At 69.2% G+C, this 18,781-nt stretch carries 20 protein-coding genes and 1 pseudogene; 14 read left to right on the forward strand and 7 right to left on the reverse strand.

Going from position 1 to position 18,781, the window contains the following annotated elements:
- The first annotated feature begins 19 nt into the window (after positions 1 to 19).
- Positions 20 to 979, forward strand: a complete 960-nt coding sequence (locus B2742_RS04565) for a TraB/GumN family protein (RefSeq protein ID WP_292063485.1) — start codon at positions 20 to 22, stop codon at positions 977 to 979.
- Positions 980 to 1,105: 126 nt separating this feature from the next.
- Here B2742_RS04565 and tldD read toward each other — a convergent pair whose 3' ends face one another.
- The 4 genes from tldD to B2742_RS04585 are packed head-to-tail and all read right to left on the reverse strand — an operon-like array spanning position 1,106 to position 4,323.
- A complete protein-coding gene (gene tldD, locus B2742_RS04570; protein ID WP_292063487.1) occupies positions 1,106 to 2,536 on the reverse strand; it encodes a metalloprotease TldD in 1,431 nt (476 codons plus the stop codon).
- 39 nt (positions 2,537 to 2,575) lie between these two features.
- The gene (locus B2742_RS04575; protein ID WP_292063488.1) at positions 2,576 to 3,352 is read right to left on the reverse strand and encodes a GIN domain-containing protein; all 777 of its coding nucleotides are present in this window, start codon (positions 3,350 to 3,352) and stop codon (positions 2,576 to 2,578) included.
- Positions 3,353 to 3,361: 9 nt separating this feature from the next.
- Complete coding sequence (locus B2742_RS04580) at positions 3,362 to 3,940, reverse strand: DUF1700 domain-containing protein (RefSeq protein ID WP_292063490.1); 579 nt, start codon at positions 3,938 to 3,940, stop codon at positions 3,362 to 3,364.
- On the reverse strand, positions 3,937 to 4,323 hold the full coding sequence (locus B2742_RS04585) for a PadR family transcriptional regulator (protein WP_292063491.1): 387 nt from the start codon (positions 4,321 to 4,323) through the stop codon (positions 3,937 to 3,939). Before B2742_RS04585 ends, B2742_RS04580 begins: the two co-directional genes overlap by 4 nt.
- A 255-nt stretch (positions 4,324 to 4,578) precedes the next feature.
- On the opposite strand from B2742_RS04585, the gene coxB reads away from it, so the two are divergent.
- The 11 genes from coxB (at position 4,579) to B2742_RS04640 (ending at position 14,679) form a co-directional block, all read left to right on the forward strand.
- Positions 4,579 to 5,565: a cytochrome c oxidase subunit II gene (gene coxB, locus B2742_RS04590; RefSeq protein ID WP_292063493.1), complete on the forward strand. Its 987-nt coding sequence runs from the start codon at positions 4,579 to 4,581 to the stop codon at positions 5,563 to 5,565.
- A gap of 23 nt (positions 5,566 to 5,588) precedes the next feature.
- Entirely contained in the window at positions 5,589 to 7,259 is a 1,671-nt protein-coding gene (gene ctaD / locus B2742_RS04595) for a cytochrome c oxidase subunit I (protein WP_292063495.1), read from the forward strand.
- A gap of 76 nt (positions 7,260 to 7,335) precedes the next feature.
- The gene (cyoE, locus tag B2742_RS04600) at positions 7,336 to 8,304 is read left to right on the forward strand and encodes a heme o synthase (protein ID WP_292063497.1); all 969 of its coding nucleotides are present in this window, start codon (positions 7,336 to 7,338) and stop codon (positions 8,302 to 8,304) included.
- 4 nt (positions 8,305 to 8,308) lie between these two features.
- Complete coding sequence (locus tag B2742_RS04605; protein WP_292063499.1) at positions 8,309 to 8,488, forward strand: hypothetical protein; 180 nt, start codon at positions 8,309 to 8,311, stop codon at positions 8,486 to 8,488.
- Positions 8,485 to 9,057, forward strand: coding sequence for a cytochrome c oxidase assembly protein (locus B2742_RS04610; protein WP_292063501.1), 573 nt, complete (start codon positions 8,485 to 8,487; stop codon positions 9,055 to 9,057). Before B2742_RS04605 ends, B2742_RS04610 begins: the two co-directional genes overlap by 4 nt.
- Before the next feature lie 51 nt (positions 9,058 to 9,108).
- Positions 9,109 to 10,017: a cytochrome c oxidase subunit 3 gene (locus tag B2742_RS04615; RefSeq protein ID WP_292063503.1), complete on the forward strand. Its 909-nt coding sequence runs from the start codon at positions 9,109 to 9,111 to the stop codon at positions 10,015 to 10,017.
- The gene (locus B2742_RS04620) at positions 10,014 to 10,406 is read left to right on the forward strand and encodes a DUF983 domain-containing protein (protein WP_292063505.1); all 393 of its coding nucleotides are present in this window, start codon (positions 10,014 to 10,016) and stop codon (positions 10,404 to 10,406) included. Before B2742_RS04615 ends, B2742_RS04620 begins: the two co-directional genes overlap by 4 nt.
- Positions 10,396 to 11,103 (forward strand): SURF1 family protein, encoded by a 708-nt coding sequence (locus B2742_RS04625; protein ID WP_292063507.1) that lies wholly within the window; start codon positions 10,396 to 10,398, stop codon positions 11,101 to 11,103. Before B2742_RS04620 ends, B2742_RS04625 begins: the two co-directional genes overlap by 11 nt.
- Positions 11,104 to 11,153: 50 nt before the next feature.
- On the forward strand, positions 11,154 to 12,365 hold the full coding sequence (locus B2742_RS04630; protein WP_292063511.1) for a M16 family metallopeptidase: 1,212 nt from the start codon (positions 11,154 to 11,156) through the stop codon (positions 12,363 to 12,365).
- 24 nt (positions 12,366 to 12,389) lie between these two features.
- Entirely contained in the window at positions 12,390 to 12,980 is a 591-nt protein-coding gene (locus B2742_RS04635; protein ID WP_292063513.1) for a GNAT family N-acetyltransferase, read from the forward strand.
- Positions 12,981 to 13,011: 31 nt separating this feature from the next.
- Complete coding sequence (locus tag B2742_RS04640) at positions 13,012 to 14,679, forward strand: putative bifunctional diguanylate cyclase/phosphodiesterase (protein WP_292063516.1); 1,668 nt, start codon at positions 13,012 to 13,014, stop codon at positions 14,677 to 14,679.
- Here the strand turns inward: B2742_RS04640 and B2742_RS04645 are convergent.
- Positions 14,676 to 15,245, reverse strand: coding sequence for a YqgE/AlgH family protein (locus B2742_RS04645; protein WP_292063520.1), 570 nt, complete (start codon positions 15,243 to 15,245; stop codon positions 14,676 to 14,678). The genes B2742_RS04640 and B2742_RS04645 overlap by 4 nt on opposite strands.
- 129 nt (positions 15,246 to 15,374) lie before the next feature.
- Here B2742_RS04645 and B2742_RS04650 point away from each other — a divergent pair, with 129 nt between their 5' ends.
- Both B2742_RS04650 and B2742_RS04655 read left to right on the forward strand, forming a co-directional pair.
- Positions 15,375 to 15,860, forward strand: a complete 486-nt coding sequence (locus B2742_RS04650) for a peroxiredoxin (RefSeq protein WP_292063524.1) — start codon at positions 15,375 to 15,377, stop codon at positions 15,858 to 15,860.
- Between the two features lie 144 nt (positions 15,861 to 16,004).
- A complete protein-coding gene (locus B2742_RS04655) occupies positions 16,005 to 16,451 on the forward strand; it encodes a very short patch repair endonuclease (RefSeq protein ID WP_292063526.1) in 447 nt (148 codons plus the stop codon).
- Here B2742_RS04655 and B2742_RS04660 read toward each other — a convergent pair.
- A complete protein-coding gene (locus B2742_RS04660; RefSeq protein WP_292063528.1) occupies positions 16,409 to 18,472 on the reverse strand; it encodes an ATP-binding protein in 2,064 nt (687 codons plus the stop codon). The genes B2742_RS04655 and B2742_RS04660 overlap by 43 nt on opposite strands.
- A 66-nt stretch (positions 18,473 to 18,538) precedes the next feature.
- Positions 18,539 to 18,781, reverse strand: a pseudogene (locus B2742_RS04665) (dihydroorotate dehydrogenase (quinone)); the annotation flags it as partial.

The raw sequence follows: 18,781 nt of genomic DNA on the forward strand, positions 1-18,781 counted from the left end.
GGTGAAGAAGGGTATAGCCGTGAGATCATTCGCCACCGTTCTTTCTGTCCTCATCCTGTTGTGCGCCGCCGGCCTTTCGGCGGGCGCTGTCAGCGCCCAGACGACGGATCCCGGGACGGCCCGTCTGGACGACGTGATCATCCAGGCGCGACGGTCGGGCGCGCCGATGTGGACCGTGACGCGGGGCGACAGCACCCTGGTGCTGGTGGGGGCGATCACCGGCATTCCGCGCGACCTGGCCTGGCGTCCCGACGAGCTCGAGGCGGCCGCGGCCCGCGCCGACCAGATCCTGCTGCCGCAGGAGGGCCGCGCCTCGGTGGCCGACCTGTTCCGCATCATCTGGCGCGCCCGGACCATCGGCCAGCTGCCCCAGGGTATGACCAGCGCCGACTATCTGACGACGGAGGATCAGGCCCGGCTGGAGGCCGTGATGGCCGGCGAGCGCAATCAGGACTGGCGGCGCAAGAGCCTGCTGTTCCTCAGCTTCGACCTGATGCGGGACAAGGCCGGCTACACCGGAGAGCGGGGCGGGGACGACGCGACGGACGTGATCCGGCGCGCCGCGCGGCGGGCGCGGGTCTCGTTCCGTCCGGTGGGAACGGTGCGCGGTGACGAGATCGTCCAGAGCCTGATCGCGGCGCCGCAATCGGCTCACCTGCCCTGCGTCAGGGCGGCCCTCGCCGCCGCCGAGGTCGGCGTGGACGCCGCGCGGGACCGGGCTGAGGACTGGCGGGCGCTGCGGGTCGCGGACGTCATCGCCTCGCCGCTGGACCGGGCGCTGAACCAGTGCTGGCCGTGGGGCGACCCCGAGATCGCGCCGCAGCTTCGCCAGCAGTGGGCGGCGGCTATCGAGACCTCGCTGATCTCGCCCGGCGTGATCATGGGCGTCGCCCCGCTGCGGCTGCTGGCCGAGGAGGGCGGCGTGCTGGATGGCCTCCAGGCGCGGGGGTTCGAGGTGGTCGGGCCGGCGTGGAAGTGAGTGGCGAGTGGCTAGTGACTAGTGGTTAGTGGTTGGCCGCCGCCGGTGCGAAAGCGCGGTCCGCGCCGCCCTGCCGCAGCCAGTGAAGCGGCGATCACTGGCCACTAGTCACTAGCCACTAACCACTCAGACCGCCGTTCCCCCGACCGTCAGCCCGGCAATCTTCAACGACGGCTGGCCGATTCCCACCGGCACGCCCTGGCCGCCCTTGCCGCAGACGCCGACGCCGGGGTCGAAGGCGAAGTCGTCGCCGATCATCTGAACCTGTTGGAGAGCCGTGGCGCCGTCGCCGATCAGGGTCGCGCCGCGCACCGGCGCGGTGATCTTCCCGTCCTCGATGAGGTAGGCCTCGGTGCACTGGAAGACGAATTTCCCGTTGGTGATATCGACCTGGCCGCCGCCGAAATTGGCCGCGTAGAGGCCGCGTTTGGTCGAGGCGATCATGTCGGCCCGCGAATCCTTGCCGCCCTCCATGAAGGTGTTGGTCATGCGCGGCATCGGCATGTGGGCGAAGGACTGGCGGCGGCCGTTGCCGGTGGCCCGGGCGCCCAGCTGACGCGCCGACAGCCGGTCATGCATCAGCCCGACCATGATCCCGTCCTCGATCAGCACGGTGCGCGACGTCGGCGTGCCCTCGTCATCGACCGACAGCGAGCCGCGGCGGCCGCTGATGGAGCCGTCGTCGACCACGGTCACGCCGGGCGCGGCGACGCGTTTGCCCATCATGCCGGTGAAGACCGAACTGCCCTTGCGGTGGAAATCGCCCTCGAAGCCGTGACCGATGGCCTCGTGCAGCAGCACGCCAGGCCAGCCGGCGCCCAGCACCACATCCATCTCGCCGGCGGGGCAGTCGACGGCCTCCAGATTGACCAGCGCCTGGCGCAGGGCCTCGTCGACCTGTCCTTGCCAGCGATCGGGCGCGATCCAGGTCTCGAACCCGGCCCGGCCGCCGGCGCCGGACGAGGCGCTCTCGCGCCGGCCGTCCTTCTCGACGGTGATGGAGACGTTCAGCCGGACCAGCGGCCGGATGTCGGTGACGCGCCGGCCGTCGCCGCGCAGGATCTCGATATGGCGCCGCTCGCCCACCATGGAGGCGGACACCTGCACCACACGCGGATCGCGCGCCCGGGCCCAGGCGTCGATCTCGCTCAACAGGGCGATCTTGTCGGAGAAGGCGGGCGAGGCGAGAGGATCGACGGCGGCGTAGAGTTGCTGATTGGTCGCCCGCGGCGCCTCGGCGGTGACGCCGGCATGACCGGATCGGGCCAGGCCCGCGCTGTGGGCGGCGCGGCGAATGGCGGGACCGCTGATCTCATTGGCGTGGGCGTAGCCGGCCGTCTCGCCGGCCACCACCCGCAGGCCGAAACCCTCGGAGGCGTCATAGGCGGCGGATTTCAGCCGCCCGTCGTCGAAGACGAGTGATTCGAGCTCGGACCGTTCGAGGAACAGTTCGCCGTCATCCGCCCCGGTCAGGGCCTGCTGGAGGATGGACAGGGCTTCATCGGAGCCGACGTCGGCGGAATCGAGAATCGCGGGGAGGGAAACGGGGACGGTCATCCAGCCTAAGTAGGGGCTGACCGTCCCCGCGTCACCGGGTCAGCTCTCGTCGATGTCGCCGGAGCCGGAAAGCGTGCGCCGGACCTCGGTCGCGCGGCGGGTCAGATCGACGTCGCCGGAGCCGGAGACATCCACTGTCGCCTTGCCGGTCGGACCGACCCGGACATCGCCCGAGCCCGACACCCGGACATCGGCATCGACTGTGGCCATGGCGGCCAGGTCAGCGTCGCCCGAGCCCGAGACATCGATCTGGACCGTCCGCGCCAAACCGCTGGCCGTGACGTCGCCCGAGCCTGACAGGATCAGGTTCAGCGCCGGCTGGTCGTAGTCGCGGATGGTCACGTCCGAGGAACCGACCACATCGAAACTGGTGACCGCCGGGGCGGTGACGGTGACCTTCAGCTGCTCGTCGGCGCTCCAGACGCGGAAACCGTTGCCGGTCCAGCGAATATAGCCGTGTTCATTGTGGTCGTCGCCGTCGAGGGTCAGTCGGTCGCCGACGATTCGGATGCGGTCGGCGAGATCCTTCGGCCCGGTGACCACCACGCCCGGGGCGGCGCCCTGGACATAGACGACCTCGCCCGGGACCTCGATCTGCAGGCGGTCGCCGCCGGTCCAGGCCAGGGTGCGGGTGACGTCGGGTTCGCCGCGACCACGCCGCATGCGGAAATTGTCCCCGCCGGCGTCATCCTCGTCCACGGACCAGGTCCAGTCATTGTGCTTGAGGTCGCCGCCGGCGAGGGCCGCGGCCCCGGCGAGGGAGGCGGTCGCCAGCACGACGCCGGCACCCGCGATGATGAAGAGCGTTTTGATCATCTCAGTCTCCTACGCCTGATATTGCGGCTGGGGGTCGAGGGCCGGCTTGAGCAGCCGGTAGTGAAGACGGGCGAACCAGACCACGCCGTTGACCAGCCAGATGGTGGCGATCGCCGTCAGGGCGGCCAGGGCTGTGGCGCCGGCCATGAGGCCGAGTCCGGCCAGGATCGCCGCGGCGACTCCGCCGGGGAAGCCGGCGAAGGGTCCGGCGACCATGATGGCGCCGCCGCCGATGAAGACGCCGATCGCGGCCATGAAGAAGCCGAACAGCGTCATGGCCAGGCTCATCAGGATGGGCAGCAGGAACAGGATATCGATGGCGCCCAGTCCGAGCACGGCGAAGATGGCGCCGGCCGCGGCCGAAGGGTTCTTCTCCTGATGCCAGCGCTGGGCGCCGGCTTCGGCCCTCAGTTCGCGGGCAAGGCGGTCGGGGTCGCCGAGCGCCGCGGCCACCTCGGCCTCGGAGCGGCCGGCGGCGAGCCCGTCCTCGAAATGGATCTCGTAGTCGGCGGCGATCTCGGCGGCGGCGGCGGCGGGCATGCCGACCAGTCCTCGCCTCAACCGGCCCATGAATTCGGCGCGGGTCATTGTTCAGCTCCCCTTTCAGCGGTCACGTCGTCGGTGGTCCGGGCGGGCGCGGCGTGTTGCGCCGGACCGTCCAGGACAGTTTCGACCGCGCGGGCGAAGGCGCGCCACTCGGTCGTCTGGGCGTCGAGCGCCCGTCGGCCGGCGTCGGTCAGGCGATAATATTTGCGCGAGGGCCCGGACGCCGATTCGACCAGATAGGTCTCGACCTGCCCGTCGGACTGCATCCGCCGCATCAGCGGGTAGATGGTCCCTTCGCCCATGTCGATCGCGTCCGACAGGGTCGAGGCGATCTCATAGGCATAGCTGTCACGCCGGTTCAGCAGGGCCAGAACGCAAAGCGTCAGCACCCCCTTCTTCAGCTGTATCTCGATGGTTTCAGGCACCGTCGGCCCTCCTTGTGATGGCCAAGACGTATCGCAAGGTATCTGGTGACGCAAGGTAGCTGTCATAACATGACGGAGATTTAATCCAGCGACGGAGTGTCCTGCGGCGTTCAATCCGGCGGCAATCGCTTGGCAATCGCGGGAGGGGGCGATATGGACCGCCCGAAGTACCGCCGCGGACCGCCGGGTCCCGGCGCATATTTGCGATTTGCTCGCAAATAATTGCGGCGAAACGGTTTTATGAGGATATCTCGCATGGGGATGGGCACGCGGGCCCGGGCGATCGTCGGCGGTGGAATCACCGCCCTGAGCCTGGCCGTTTTCTCCGCCACGCCAACGTGGGCGGCTCCGCTGGTCGGTCAACCGACTGACCGGGGTATCGGGCTGCAGCCGTCGGCCTCGCCGCTGAAGGTCGAGGCGACCTTCTTCCACGACGTCATCCTGATGCCGGTCATCACCTTCATCACCTTGCTGGTGCTGGGGCTGATCGTCTGGATCTGCGTCCGCTACAACAAGAAGGCCAACCCGGTTCCGGCCAAGTGGAGCCACAACACCCTGGTCGAGGTGATCTGGACTGTCCTGCCGGTGCTGATCCTGGTGGGCATCTCGCTGTTCTCGTTCCGACTGCTGTTCGCCTATCACGACATGCCGACGCCGGACCTGACCGTGAAGGCCACGGGCAACCAGTGGAACTGGGCCTATGAGTACCCGGACCAGGGCATCGGCGAATACATCTCCAACATGCTTCCGGAAGACGAGATCGCCGCCCGCGGCATGCCGCACAGCCTGTACCGTCTCGCGGCCGACGAGCCGATCGTGGTGCCGGTCGGCAAGACGGTGCGGGTTCTGGTCACGGCCACCGACGTCATCCACGCCTTCGCCCTGCCGGCGTTCGGCCTGAAGACCGACGCTGTCCCCGGTCGCGTCAACGAGACCTGGTTCCGCGCCGACCGCGTCGGCACCTTCTACGGCCAGTGCTCGGAACTGTGCGGCGTCGACCACGCCTTCATGCCGATCCAGATCAATGTCGTCACCCAGGCCGAGTTCGAGACCTGGGTCGCCTCCAAGGGCGGTTCGATGACGCCCCGCACGCCGGAACAGGCGCCGGGCGGCACCGCCGCCCAGATCGCCGCCGGAACCACCGGCGCCCCGACCGCCGCCGATGCGGCTGTCCCGGTCGCCGCCCCCGCCCAACCCGCTGCGCCCGCTACGGCTCCCGCCGTCGCTCCGGCCGCCCAGTAACGAACCGCGAGAGCCCCACAGCTATGGCCACCGCAGCCGAAAACCTCGCCCACGACCACGACGGGCATCATGACCACAAGCCGGGTTTCTTCACCCGCTGGTTCCTGTCGACCAATCACAAGGACATCGGCACCCTCTACCTGCTGTTCGCCATCATGGCGGGCCTGGTCGGCGGCGCCCTGTCCGGCCTGATTCGCTGGGAACTGGCCCAGCCGGGCATCCAGGTCTTCATGGAAGGCTCGCTGCTCGACCAGCTGGGTCTGATCGAGGCCACCAAACACGGCTATAACGTCGTGGTCACCGGCCACGCCCTGATCATGATCTTCTTCATGGTCATGCCGGCGATGATCGGCGGCTTCGGCAACTGGTTCGTGCCGATCATGATCGGCGCGCCGGACATGGCCTTCCCGCGCATGAACAACATCTCGTTCTGGCTGCTGGTCGCGGCCTGGGTGCTGTTGATCCTGTCGATGTTCGTCCCGGGCGAGCCCGGCGGCGGCCTCGGCTTCGGCGGCGGCTGGACCATCTATCCGCCCCTGTCGACGATGGGCCATCCGGGACCGGCCATGGACCTGGCCATCTTCTCGCTGCACGTCGCGGGCGCCAGCTCGATCCTCGGCGCGATCAACTTCATCACCACCATCTTCAACATGCGCGCCCCGGGGATGACCATCCACCGCATGCCGCTGTTCGCATGGTCGGTGCTGATCACCGCCTTCCTGCTGCTGCTGTCGCTGCCCGTCCTGGCCGGCGCCATCACCATGCTGCTGGCCGACCGCAACTTCGGCACCAGCTTCTTCGACCCGGCCGGCGGCGGCGACCCCGTCATGTTCCAGCACCTGTTCTGGTTCTTCGGCCACCCCGAGGTCTACATCCTGATCCTGCCGGGCTTCGGCATCATCAGCCACATCGTCTCGACCTTCTCGAAGAAGCCGATCTTCGGCTATCTCGCCATGGCCTACGCCATGGTCGCCATCGGCTTCGTCGGCTTCATCGTCTGGGCGCACCACATGTACACGGTGGGCATGGGCGTGAACCTGCGCGCCTATTTCATCGCCGCGACCATGATCATCGCCGTGCCCACGGGCGTGAAGATCTTCAGCTGGCTCGCCACCATGTGGGGCGGCTCGATCAGCTTCAAGACGCCCATGCTGTGGGCGATCGGCTTCATCTTCCTGTTCACCGTCGGCGGCGTGACCGGCGTGGTCCTCGCCAACGCCGGCATCGATTACAGCCTGCACGACACCTATTACGTCGTGGCCCACTTCCACTATGTGCTGTCGCTGGGCGCCGTCTTCGCCATCTTCGCGGGCTTCTACTACTGGTTCGAGAAGATGTTCGGCGTGAAGTACAACGAGTTCCTCGGCTGCATGCATTTCTGGATCATGTTCATCGGGGTGAACCTGGTGTTCTTCCCGCAGCATTTCCTGGGCCTGCAGGGCATGCCGCGCCGCTACGTCGACTATTCGGATGGCTATGCCTACTGGAACTACGTCTCGTCGGTCGGTTATGTCATCACCGCCGTCGGCGTGCTGGTCTTCCTGATCATGCTGGCCGAGGCCGCCATCCGCCGTCGTCCGGGCGTCGCCAATCCGTGGGGCGAAGGCGCCACGACCTTGGAGTGGACCCTGTCCTCGCCGCCGCCGCACCACCAGTTCAACGAACTGCCGGTGGTCAAGAGCGACGACCACTAGGGCCGGCCAGACCGGAACTGACACACGGGGCCGCTCTTTCATCCGAAGGGGCGGCCTCTGGGTTTTTGAAAGCGCGATGACCGAAACCGCCCCCCAGCCCGCGATCTCGACGGCCCAGCCGGACGACTTCTTCCAGCTGCTGAAGCCGCGCGTCATGTCGCTGGTCATCTTCACCGCCGTGACCGGTCTGGTCGTGGCGGGGGGCGACCTCGACTGGCTGTCGGCGGCCATCGCCGTCCTGTGCATCGCCGTCGGCGCCGGGGCGGCGGGGGCCCTGAATATGGCCCTCGAGGGCGAGACGGACGCCCTGATGCGGCGCACGCGCGGCCGGCCGGTGGCGGCGGGGCGGGTCAACCGGAACGACGCCCTGACCTTCGGCGTCATCCTGTCGGGGTTCTCGGTCATGCTGCTGGGCATGACGACCAACTGGCTGGCCGGCGGCCTGCTGCTGATGACCATCGTCTACTACGCCGTCCTCTACACCCAGCTGCTCAAGCGGCGGACGCCCCAGAACATCGTCATCGGCGGCGCGGCCGGAGCCTTCCCGCCGGTGATCGGCTGGGCCGCGGCGACGGGTGACGCCCCGTGGCAGGCCTGGCTGCTGTTCCTGATCATCTTCCTGTGGACGCCGCCGCACAGCTGGGCCCTGGCCCTGTATTCGGCCGGCGACTACGCCCGGGCGGGCATTCCGATGATGCCGGTGGCGCGCGGGGCGAAGAGCACCCGCCTGCAGATCCTGATCTACAGCCTGGTCTTCGTGCCGGTGGCCATCGCTCCCGGCCTGGTCGGTCTCGGGGGCCTGATCTATCTGGCGGTGTCGATCACGGGCGGCCTCGGCTTCCTGTTCCTCGCCGTGCGACTGTGGCGCAGCCGCGCCGGCGATCAGCCCGACAAGGCGGAAGCCGTGGGACGAGAGGCCGCATTGTATGATGTCCGCGCCGAGGCCAAACCGGCGCGCAATCTGTTCGCCTTCTCGATCCTGTATCTGATGGCATTGTTCGCGGCCCTGCTGGTCGAGAGCATCACCGCCCTTTCCGGACTGTAAGACCATGCGCCGCCTGACCGCCGAAGAGCTGCAAGCCCGCAACAAGCGCAACTTGGCGATTGCCGGGGCGCTGGTCGCCTTCATCGTGCTGGTGTTCACCGTCACGGTGCTGAATCTCAAGCGCAACATCGACGCCCGCAAGGACGCCATCGCGGCCGGCCAGCCGGTCGAATACACCCGATGAAAAAGCCCACCGCCAACGCCGTGGCAGCCATCGCCTGCGTCCTCGGCGTGATGTTCATGACCGGCGCGGCCTTCGCCGCCGTGCCCCTGTACCGCATGTTCTGCCAGGTCACCGGTTTCAACGGCACGGTCATGAAGGCCGACGCGGCGCCGGATGTTCAGCTGGACCAGACGGTGCTGATCCGCTTCGACACCAATGTGCGCGGCCTGCCCATGACCTTCCGGGCCGAACAGGTGACCCAGCGCGTGCGAATCGGCGAGACGGGCATCGCCTATTTCGACGTGACAAACACCTCCGACGCCCCGATCCAGGCGACCGCGTCCTACAATGTCGTGCCGGAGCGGGCCGGACCCTATTTTCAGAAGCTGCAGTGTTTCTGCTTCGAGGGTCAGACCATCCAGCCCGGCCAGACTATGAAATTCCCGGTCCAGTATTTCGTGGCGCCCGAAATGGCGACCGATCGCGAGAGCCGCGGCGTCGAGGAAATCACCCTCAGCTACACCTTCTACCCGACCAAGGGGTTCGATCAGGCCGCAAACGCCGGTTCGCCCACTGGCGCGGCGGGATAGCCGACGCTATAGCCTGCCTCACACGACTCTCGACTGTTGCAAGAGACCCAGATGGCCGACGCCCACGCCACTCCGCATCACGACTATCACTTGGTGAACCCCAGCCCCTGGCCGCTGATCGCCTCGATCGCGACCACGATCATGATGATCGGCGCGGTGGTGTGGATGAAGGGCATCGCGCCCGCCGATGGCGATCCGATCGCCGCGGCCCTGCTTTCCGAGGGAAAGGCGGCCCTGTTCTTCGCCGGTCTCGCCGGTGTGCTGGTCTCGGCGTTCGGCTGGTGGGCTGATGTGATCAAGGAAAGCCACGGCGGCGACCACACGCCGGTCGTCTCGGTCGGCCTGCGCTACGGCATGATCCTGTTCATCGCCTCGGAGGTGATGTTCTTCGCCGCCTTCTTCTGGATGTTCTTCGAGATGGCGGTCTTCAACGAGGCCCGCGCCCATATTCCCGAGATCAGCAACTGGGCGGATACGGCCGGCGCCTGGTCCACCTGGCCGCCCAAGGGCATCGAGACCCTCGACGCCTGGCAGCTGCCGCTGCTGAACACCGTCATCCTGCTGCTCAGCGGCACGACGGTGACCTGGGCCCACCATGCGCTGCAGGTCGGCGACCGCAAGGCGGCCCGGACCGGCCTGATCATCACCGTCCTGCTCGGCGCCCTGTTCACCGCGGTGCAGGTCTATGAGTACCAGCACATTCTCCACGAGAACCTGTTCTTCAACGAAGAGGCGGCGAACTCGGGGCTCTATGGCTCGATCTTCTTCATGGCGACCGGCTTCCACGGTTTCCACGTCCTGCTCGGCACCATCTTCCTGCTCGTCTGCCTGCTGCGCCTGATGGCCGGCCAGATGACCCCGCAGAAGCATTTCGGCTTCGAGGCGGCCGCCTGGTACTGGCATTTCGTGGACGTGGTCTGGCTGTTCCTCTTCGCCTTCGTCTACGTCACCTTCGGGTGACGGACGGCCCCACAGGGCTTGATCTTCAACCGGCGCGGATCGACCCGATCCGCGCCGGACTTCTTTGTCGCTGTCCCAACTGCGGCAAGGGCCCGCTGTTCGCGGGCTTCCTCAAGGTGGTCGACCGCTGCGCCGCCTGCGGCTTTGACTTCACCCGGCTGAACACCGGCGACGGCGCCGCCATCTTCATCATGCAGATCGCCGGCGGCATCGTCGTCTTCAGCGCCCTGTTCGTGCAGGTCGCGTACAATCCGCCGATCTGGGCCATGCTGGTGGTCGCCCTGCCTCTGGTGGCCGCGTTGTCCATTGGACTGATGAGGCCAGGCAAGGGGGTGATGATCGCCCTGCAGATGCGCAACAAGTCGGGTCAGTCGCGCCATGACAGCTGAGGCCACACGCGCCCGCTTTCCCTTCGGCCTGACCCTCGCCGCCCTTCTGGCCCTTGCCCTGCTGTGCGGCCTCGGCGTCTGGCAGGCCCAGAGGATGCAGTGGAAGAACGGCCTGATCGACCAGGCCGAGGCGGCCGCCGACCTCCCGCCAGCGCACCTCGCCTCGGTGATGGCCCTCCACGACCCCGCCTTCCGCAAGGTCGCCGTCGACTGTCCGGGCCTGGCCACGGCCCCTTACGTCGAGCTCCAGACCATCCATGACGGCCAGCCCGGCGTCCGGCTGATCTCCGCCTGCCGCCCGACCGACTTTCCGGCGGTCTTCCTGATCGACCGTGGCTTTGTCGCCGAGACCATTTCGGCGCGCCCGCCGGTCGCGGCCTCGACGGCGTCCTTCCCCGTGGTGGCCGAGGTGCGCGAGACGCCGCTGCCGGGTCCGATGGCCCTGCCCGTCGACAAGGGCCGGTTCTTCGCCCGCGACATGGCGGGCATGGCCGAGGCCCTCGGCGTGGCCGACCCTGATCCGAACACCCTGTTCGCCCTGACCTCGTCCAATCCGGAATGGCAGGCGCTGCAGCCGTCCGCCCCGCCCGCCGCCTTTTCGAACAACCATCTCGGCTATGCGTTGACCTGGTTCGGGCTGGCGCTGGCGCTGGTCGGTTTCTACATCGTTCTGCTCCGTCGAAGGCTCACCTCCTGACCGCAACCCTCCACACCCTGTCCAACGGCGTTCGCGTCGTCTGTGATCCCATGCCCGGCCTGCGAACCCTGGCCCTGACGGTCGCCGTGCGCGGCGGGGCGAAATGGGAGAGCGAAGCGACTTCGGGCTGGTCCCACTGCCTCGAACATCTGGTGTTCAAGGGCGCGGGCGACATGGGCGCGCGCGAGATCGTCGAGCGCATCGAGGCCGAGGGCGGCTCGCTGAACGCCTCGACTGGCTATGAGCGCACCAGTTTCGAGGTCCGCGCCCTGCATGGCTCCCTGCCACTGGCCATGCAGGTGGTGTCCGACCTCGTCTTCCGTCCCACGCTCGACCCCGCCGAGATCGAGCGCGAGAAGGACGTCGTGGCCCAGGAGATCGCCGAGGCCTTCGACACCCCCGACGACCACGTCTTCGAAATGGCCCAGACGCGCGCCTTCGAGGGCCAGCCGCTGGGCCGGCCGATCCTCGGCTGCGTGGCCAGCCTCAAGCCGATCAGCCGCGCCACGATCGGCGACTGGCGCGCGCGTCTGTATTCGCCGGACCGGATGGTCGTGGCCGTTGCGGGCGCGGTGGACGAGACCGAACTGCTGGCCCTGGCCGAGCGCTGGTTCGGCGACGAGGTCGCGACCCCGGCCGAGGCGCCCGACGCGCCCCGGTTCACCGGCGGCGAGGCGGCCCTGACCCGGCGGATCGAACAGGCCAATATCGTCTTCCAGCTGCCGGCGCCGTCGGCGGCGGATCCGGCCTATGCCGCGACCCGGCTGATGACCGAGATCCTCGGCGGCGGCATGGCCTCGCGCCTGTTCCAGAGCGCCCGCGAGGAGCGCGGCCTGGCCTATGCCATCGACGCCTATCACGAGCCCTATGAGGACGCCGGCCTGCTGGGCATCTACGCCGGGGCCGCCGCCGACCGCGCCGTCGAACTGGCGAAGGTCTGCGCGGCCGAGCTGAAAGCCTTGGCCGAAGGCGGTCCGACCGCCGCCGAACTGTCCCGCGCCAAGGCGGTGCTGAACGCCGGCCTGTGGATGTCGGACGAAAGCCCCGCCGCCCGCGCCGGCCGCGCCGCGGCCCAGGTGCTGATCTTCGGGGCCCTGATCCCGTCGCAGACCATGTCCGAACGCACCCTGGCCCAGACGGTCGACACGGTGCGGAGCGCCGCCGCCGCCTCGCTGGCCGCCGGCCGTTGCGCCACGGCGGTGCTGGGGCCCAAGGCCGCGGCCCCGGCGGGCGCGGCGTTCCGGGAAGCCCTTTTCGGCTGATCCCTCGCCCGCTATCGTTCGCCCATGGCCCTGCTGGACTGGATCAACGAAGCGACCGGGCCGGTGGTGAAGGGGCAGGGCGTGACCCTGCGTCCGCCGCGCGCATCGGACCATGAGGCCTGGGCGGCCCTGCGGCAGGCGTCGCACGCCTATCTGCAGCCATGGGAGCCGATCTGGCCCGAGGACGACCTGACCCGTCCGGCGTTCAAGCGCCGCCTGTCGATCTACGGGCGCGAGATGGAGGCGGGCAACGCCTGGCCCTTCTTCATCTTCGCCGATTCGGACCAGTCGCTCGTGGGCGCCATCACCCTGTCCAACGTCCGTCGCGGCGTGGCCGAGACCGGGACCCTCGGCTACTGGATCGGCCAGCGATTCGCCGGACGAGGGCTGGGCACGGCGGCCGTGCGGGCCATGATCGGCTACGCCTTCGAGGACCTGAACCTGCACCGGGTCGAGGCGGCCTGTGTGCCGGACAACACGGCGTCGCGGCGTGTGCTCGAAAAGACCGGCTTTCAGCTCGAGGGACAGGCCCGGGCTTATCTCAAAATTAACGGCGCTTGGGCAGATCATCTCCTGTTCGGCGTCGTTAACGACGGGGCCGGGCGCGGCGGCTGATTCCGGCCGTCCCAGTGGGACTTGCAGGCGTTTGAACACTCGCTCCAGAAGTCTGGCCTGGGACGCGACGACAGCCATCGAGGCGCTGGCCGCCGCCGACACCGCCCTGTGGATCTGGACCCCGTCCGACGACCAGATGCGATTCACCGGCGCGACCCGGGCGCTGGGGCTCGGCCCCCTCGCGCCGGAGTGTTCGGGCGCCGCCTTCACCGCCGTGGCCATTCCCCAGGACCGGTCGCTGGCCGAAAAGATTCTCAAGCCGCAGGAGGAGGGGACCGAGGTCGCCGTCCGCCTGCGCATGCGCGACTCCGAAACCTGCATCTGGCGCGGCGTCTGGCTCGAGGACGGCCTGCGCGCCGCCGGCGTGGTCGCCCTGGAGACCAAATTCGCCGCCTCCCACATTGACCGGCTGACCGGTCTGCTGGACCGGCGCACCTTCCTGGTTCGCGCCGGAGAACAGCTGACCCAGCCCGGCGACTATGAGCTGGTGGTCGCCGACGTCGACCGCCTGCGCCGCCTCAACGAGGCGCTCGGCCATGAGCGCACCGATCTGGTCCTCGCCGCCCTCGGGTCGCGCCTCAACGCCGCCTTCGCCCATGACGCCAACGCCGCCCGCATCGGCGAGGACGAGTTCGCCGTCCTCGCCCCGCGCGGCACCGGCGCCGTCGCCGAACGGGTGCGCGAGGCGCTGGAACAGCCGCTGCGCGTCGCCGGCTTCGACATCTATCCGACCGTCTCGATCGGCTCGGCCCAGGCCGAGGGCGGGCCCGACGCGCCGGACCCCGCCGAGATGCTGCGCCGGGTCGAACTGGCCGTCGAACAGGCCAAGACCGCGGGCCGCGGCGGCGTCGCCGCCTATGGTCGGGCGCTGGAGAGCGACAGCCTGTCCCGGCTGGCGCTGGAGGCCGACCTGCGCAACGCCTTCGTGCGCGGCGAGATCGAGCCGTTCTACCAGCCCATCGTCAACCTGCTGACCGGCGCCGTGGCCGGGTTCGAGGCCCTGGCCCGCTGGCGGCACCCCAAGCGCGGCCTGGTCCCGCCCGACGAATTCCTGGGTCTGGCCGACGAAATGGGCCTGATGAACGACCTCGGCCTGCTGATGATGACCCAGGCCTCGCGCCAGCTGGCCGAATGGCTCAAGCGGCATCCGTCGGCGGGCAAGCTGTTCTGCAGCGTCAACCTGTCGGTCGGCGAGATCGAACGGCCCAATCTGGTCGAGGACGTCACCCGCATCATCGCCGACGCCGGCCTGCCCAAGGGCGCGCTGAAGCTGGAGGTCACCGAGGGCGACATCATGCGCGACACCTCGCGCGCGGCCGAGACCCTGACCCGGCTGCGCGAGGCCGGGGCCTCGCTGGCGCTCGACGACTTCGGCACCGGCTTCAGCTCCCTGACCTGGCTGGCCAAGCTGCCGTTCGATACGCTCAAGATCGACCGCTATTTCGTTCTGACCATGGACAAGGACGAGGGCTCGGCCAAGATCGTCAAATCGGTGGTCAACCTGGGCCGCGACCTGTCGCTGGAAGTTGTCGCCGAGGGCGTCGAGAACGCCGGCCTGGCCGCCCTGCTGCTGGACGCCCAGTGCCACTACGGCCAGGGCTTCGGCTACGCCCAGGCCCTCCCGGCCCAGGAGGCCGAGGTCTATCTCAACGAGTCGCTGGCCGACGGCACGGCGCCGATCAAGGCGCGGTCGGCCTAAGCCCGCCCGCTCTGCCCCGATAGCTGCGCCGGATCGACCCCCAGCCCCGCCAGCGCCTTGGCCCATTTCCCGTCGTAGTCGGCGTCGAAGATCAGCTCCGGATCGGCGTCGGCGGTCAGCCAGACGTTCTCGCCCAGCTCATCCTCCAGCTGGCCCTCGCCCCAGCCGGCGTAGCCCAGCAGCAGCACCGACCGGTTCGGTCCCGACGCCGGGTCCACCATGGCCAGCAGCGCCTCGCGCGTGCCGGTCATCGCCAGACCCTCGGCGAAGGCCACCGAGGCGTCGTCGATCAGCCAGTCGTCGGTGTGCAGGACGAAGCCGCGCTCCCGCTCCACCGGCCCGCCGATCAGCACCAGCCGCTCCGCCGCGGCCTCGGGGGCCTCGGTCGCCAGCTTGGTCAGCACCTTCTTCAGGTTCACCCCCGGCGCGGGCCGGTCCAGCCTCAGGCCCATGGCGTGATCCGGTCGGTGGGCGCAGATCAGGATCACGGCGTGCTCGAACCGGCTGTCGCTGATGCCCGGCATGGCCACCAGCAGCCGCCCGACGAGGGATTGGAAATCGTCCATGATCCTATCATCGGCACGCCCGCCCACCGACGCAAGGCGGCGTCCGGACACGATGTGGTTGGCGTCCCGCGCGGCAACGCCTATCTGGTCGGCAGCGTTACGTCTTCACACCCCCCCGGAGCCTGCCCCATGACCGTCCAGATCGGCGACCGCATCCCCTCGACCAACCTGACCCGCGCCACCGACGACGGCCCCAAGCCCGTCACCACCGACGACATCTTCGCCGGCAAGACCGTGGCCCTGTTCGCCGTCCCCGGCGCCTTCACCCCGACCTGCTCGGCCAAACACCTGCCCGGCTTCAAGGACCACCGCGAGGAACTGGCGGCCAAGGGCGTCGACACCATCGCCTGCCTCTCGGTCAACGACGCCTTCGTCATGGGTGCCTGGGCCGACAGCCAGGGCATCGGCAAGGACGAGATCGTCATGCTGGGCGACGGCAACGGCGACCTCACCCGCCAGCTGGGCCTGTCCATGGACGCCAAGGGCTTCGGCATGGGCGAGCGCTCGCAGCGCTATTCCATGATCGTCAAGGACGGCGTGGTCAGCCAGCTGAACGTCGAACAGCCCGGCGAATTCCGCGTCTCCTCGGCCGAGCACCTGCTGGCGCAGCTCTAGGATGAGCTCCTCCCCCATAGGGGGAGGGGGACCGCCCGGAGCCGAAGGCGAAGGGGGGTGGAGGGGCGCCGGCGGCGGCTTTACGGCCCCTCCGTCACGGCGCGAAGCCACGCCGCGCCACCTCCCCCGTCGGGGGAGGACCGGATGAGCGACCCCTTCACCCCCGAACAGCGCAGCGCCGTCATGCGCGCCGTGAAGGGTCGCGACACCACGCCCGAGCTCGCCGTGCGCCGCATCCTGCGCGCGGCGGGAATCGGCTACCGGCTGGGCGGGCGCGGCCTGCCGGGGCGGCCCGATCTGGTGATGCCGGGCCGGCGCGTCGCGGTCTTCGTGCACGGCTGTTTCTGGCACGGCCACGACTGCGCCCGGGGCGCGCGCCAGCCGAAAGCCAACGCCGACTACTGGTCCGCCAAGATCAGCCGCAACCGCGCCCGCGACGCGGCGACGCTCACGGCTCTGGCGCGCGCCGGCTGGCGGGTGGTCACGGTCTGGGAGTGCGGCATGAAGGCCGCCGGTTTCGCCGAAGGCCTCGTCGCCGAGGTCCGCGGTCAGGCCGCGACGGTCTCGGCCGCGGGGGTCTCGTCCGCCTGAGCCATGGTCATCACATGGGTGATGGCCCCCAGCAGCATCGGCGGGGTGATCGGCTTGGGCACGAAATAGGTCATGCCCGCGGCCGTGCAGGCGGCGATGTCTTCCTGCGCGGTGTCCGCCGTGACGGCGATGATCGGCACGCCGGCGTTGGGACCGTTCCCGGCGCGGATGCGGCGGGTGGTCTCGCGGCCGTCCAGCTCGGGCATCCGCACATCCATGAAGATCAGGTCGAAGGCGGTCTGCTCGCAGATCTTCAGCGCCGCCATGCCGTCGGCGGCGGTGGCTATGTCGCAGCCCAGCGGCTGCAGGATCAGCTGGATGGCGCGGCGGTTGATGTCGTGATCATCGACCACCAGCACCCGCATCGGCCGGCCTTCGTCCGTGTCGCCGTCTTCGATGACGGGGTCGGGCCGGGTTTCGGGCGTGACGGCGATGTCCGTCAGCCCGGCTGCCGGGCCCAGGATGCGGGCGGCGATGGCCTCGGGGGACAGGTCATCGGAGGCCGTGGCTTCAGCGATCGGGGCCGCAGTGGGCGCCGCGACGGCCGGCCGGGGCGCCGGGGCCAGCGACTGCGCCGCCGGCGCCGGCGACGAACCGGTCATGCGGCCGGACAGGGCGCGGGCGACGGCGTCGCGGCTCTCCTGATCCAGCGTTGTGGGGGTGGCCGCGACGGCCTTTCCCTGCAGCAGGGAGAGCGACAGGGTGAAGCTGGCGCCGGCGCCCGGGCGGGTGCGGACGGTCACCCGTCCACCCATCAGTTCGGCCAGCTGGCGACTGATGGCGAGGCCGAGGCCGGTGCCGCCATGCTGGGCGCTGACGCCGGCCATGGTCTGGTCGAAGGGGGTGAACAGGCGCGCCACCTGTTCGACCGTCATGCCGGGGCCGGTGTCCTCCACGGAGATCAGCACCGCATGGCCGCCGGGCTCCTCGCTCCAGGCGTTGAGACGCAGGGTGATCGACCCCGTCTCGGTGAATTTCATCGCATTGGAGATCAGGTTGTTCAGCACCTGACGGACCCGCATCGGGTCGCCCCGGACGGCCGCCGGGATCGACGCGGCGCCCTCGACCCGCAGCTTCAGCCCCTTGGCCCGGGCCGGCCCGCGCCACAGCCGCGTGGTCTGGTTCAGCAGTTCGCGCAGGTTGAAGTCGACCTGGTCGACGGTCATGTGGCCGGCGTCCAGCTTGGCGTGGTCCAGCAGGTCGTCGAGCATCGCCTTCATCATGAAGCCGGCGTCGGTGATCAGATGCGCCTGCGATCGGGCGGCGGCGTCGGTCGCGCCGCGCTCCAGCTCCGCCGCGCCGGTCAGGATGGCGCTGATCGGCGTGCGCAGGTCGTGGCCGATGGCGGCGAGGAAGGCGCTGCGGCCGGCCATGATGCGCTCGGCCTGGGCGCGCTTCTCCTCGGCCTCGATCCGGGCGGCGCTCTCCGCCAGCCGCGCCTCATTCATCCGCTGCCAGGTCGACAGGCAGTAGGTGATGAAGACGCCGACGGCGATGGCGGCGGCGGTGACGAAGCCCGGGGAGGCGCCGTGCATGGCCATGAACACCGGCGTCGCCGCCAGATAGAGGAACTGGATCGTGGCGGTCATCAGCATGACCGAGGTCGAGCGCGGGGCGTTGATGACGGCATAGATGGCGCCGGCGGACAGCAGCATCACCGAGCAGATGCCGCCCATGGCGCCGCCCATCAGCCAGAGCGGCACCGACAAACTGCCGAAATAGGCGGCGTTCAGGGACAGCATCACCCATCCGGCCACCCGGCGGACGCCGCGCAGCTGCTCGGCCTTGCCGCTGACGATCGGGGCGAAAACCCACACGTCGAGCAGCTGGACGATGAAATAGCCGATGACCCAGGCGAAGCTCAGCGACCAGCCCAGAAGCGGGCTGAAGATCAGCGCGCTGGCGGACGCCATGCCGAGCCGCTGCAGCAACGCCTGGCGCCGCTGACGGATCGCGCCGGCCCAGTCGCCGGGATCGGCGACGGACGCGTCAGCAGGCATCTCGGCTTTGGCTAGCGCCATGCGGCTCCCCGGGATTGGGCGAATTCGCCCCTCCCGCGATCATGACCCGCTTGCCCTAACGCTCCGTCAACGGGCCGCCGAAACGGCCTCTGCGACTGTGGAAAAACCGTCGGCGCGGAGGCGCGCGGCGAGGTCTCGCTTGATGCGCCCGATCAGTCCCGGACCCTCAAAGATCAAGGCGGAGTACAGCTGGACGGCTGCGGCGCCGGCGCGGATGCGGGCATAGGCCTCGGCCCCGCTGTCGATCCCGCCCGCCGCGATCAGGGGCAGGCGGCCCCCGCCGGCCTCCGCCGCCGCACGCAGGGCGGC

Origin of the sequence: Brevundimonas sp. UBA7664 (assembly GCF_002483305.1) — a bacterium.
Taxonomy (GTDB): Bacteria; Pseudomonadota; Alphaproteobacteria; order Caulobacterales; family Caulobacteraceae; genus Brevundimonas.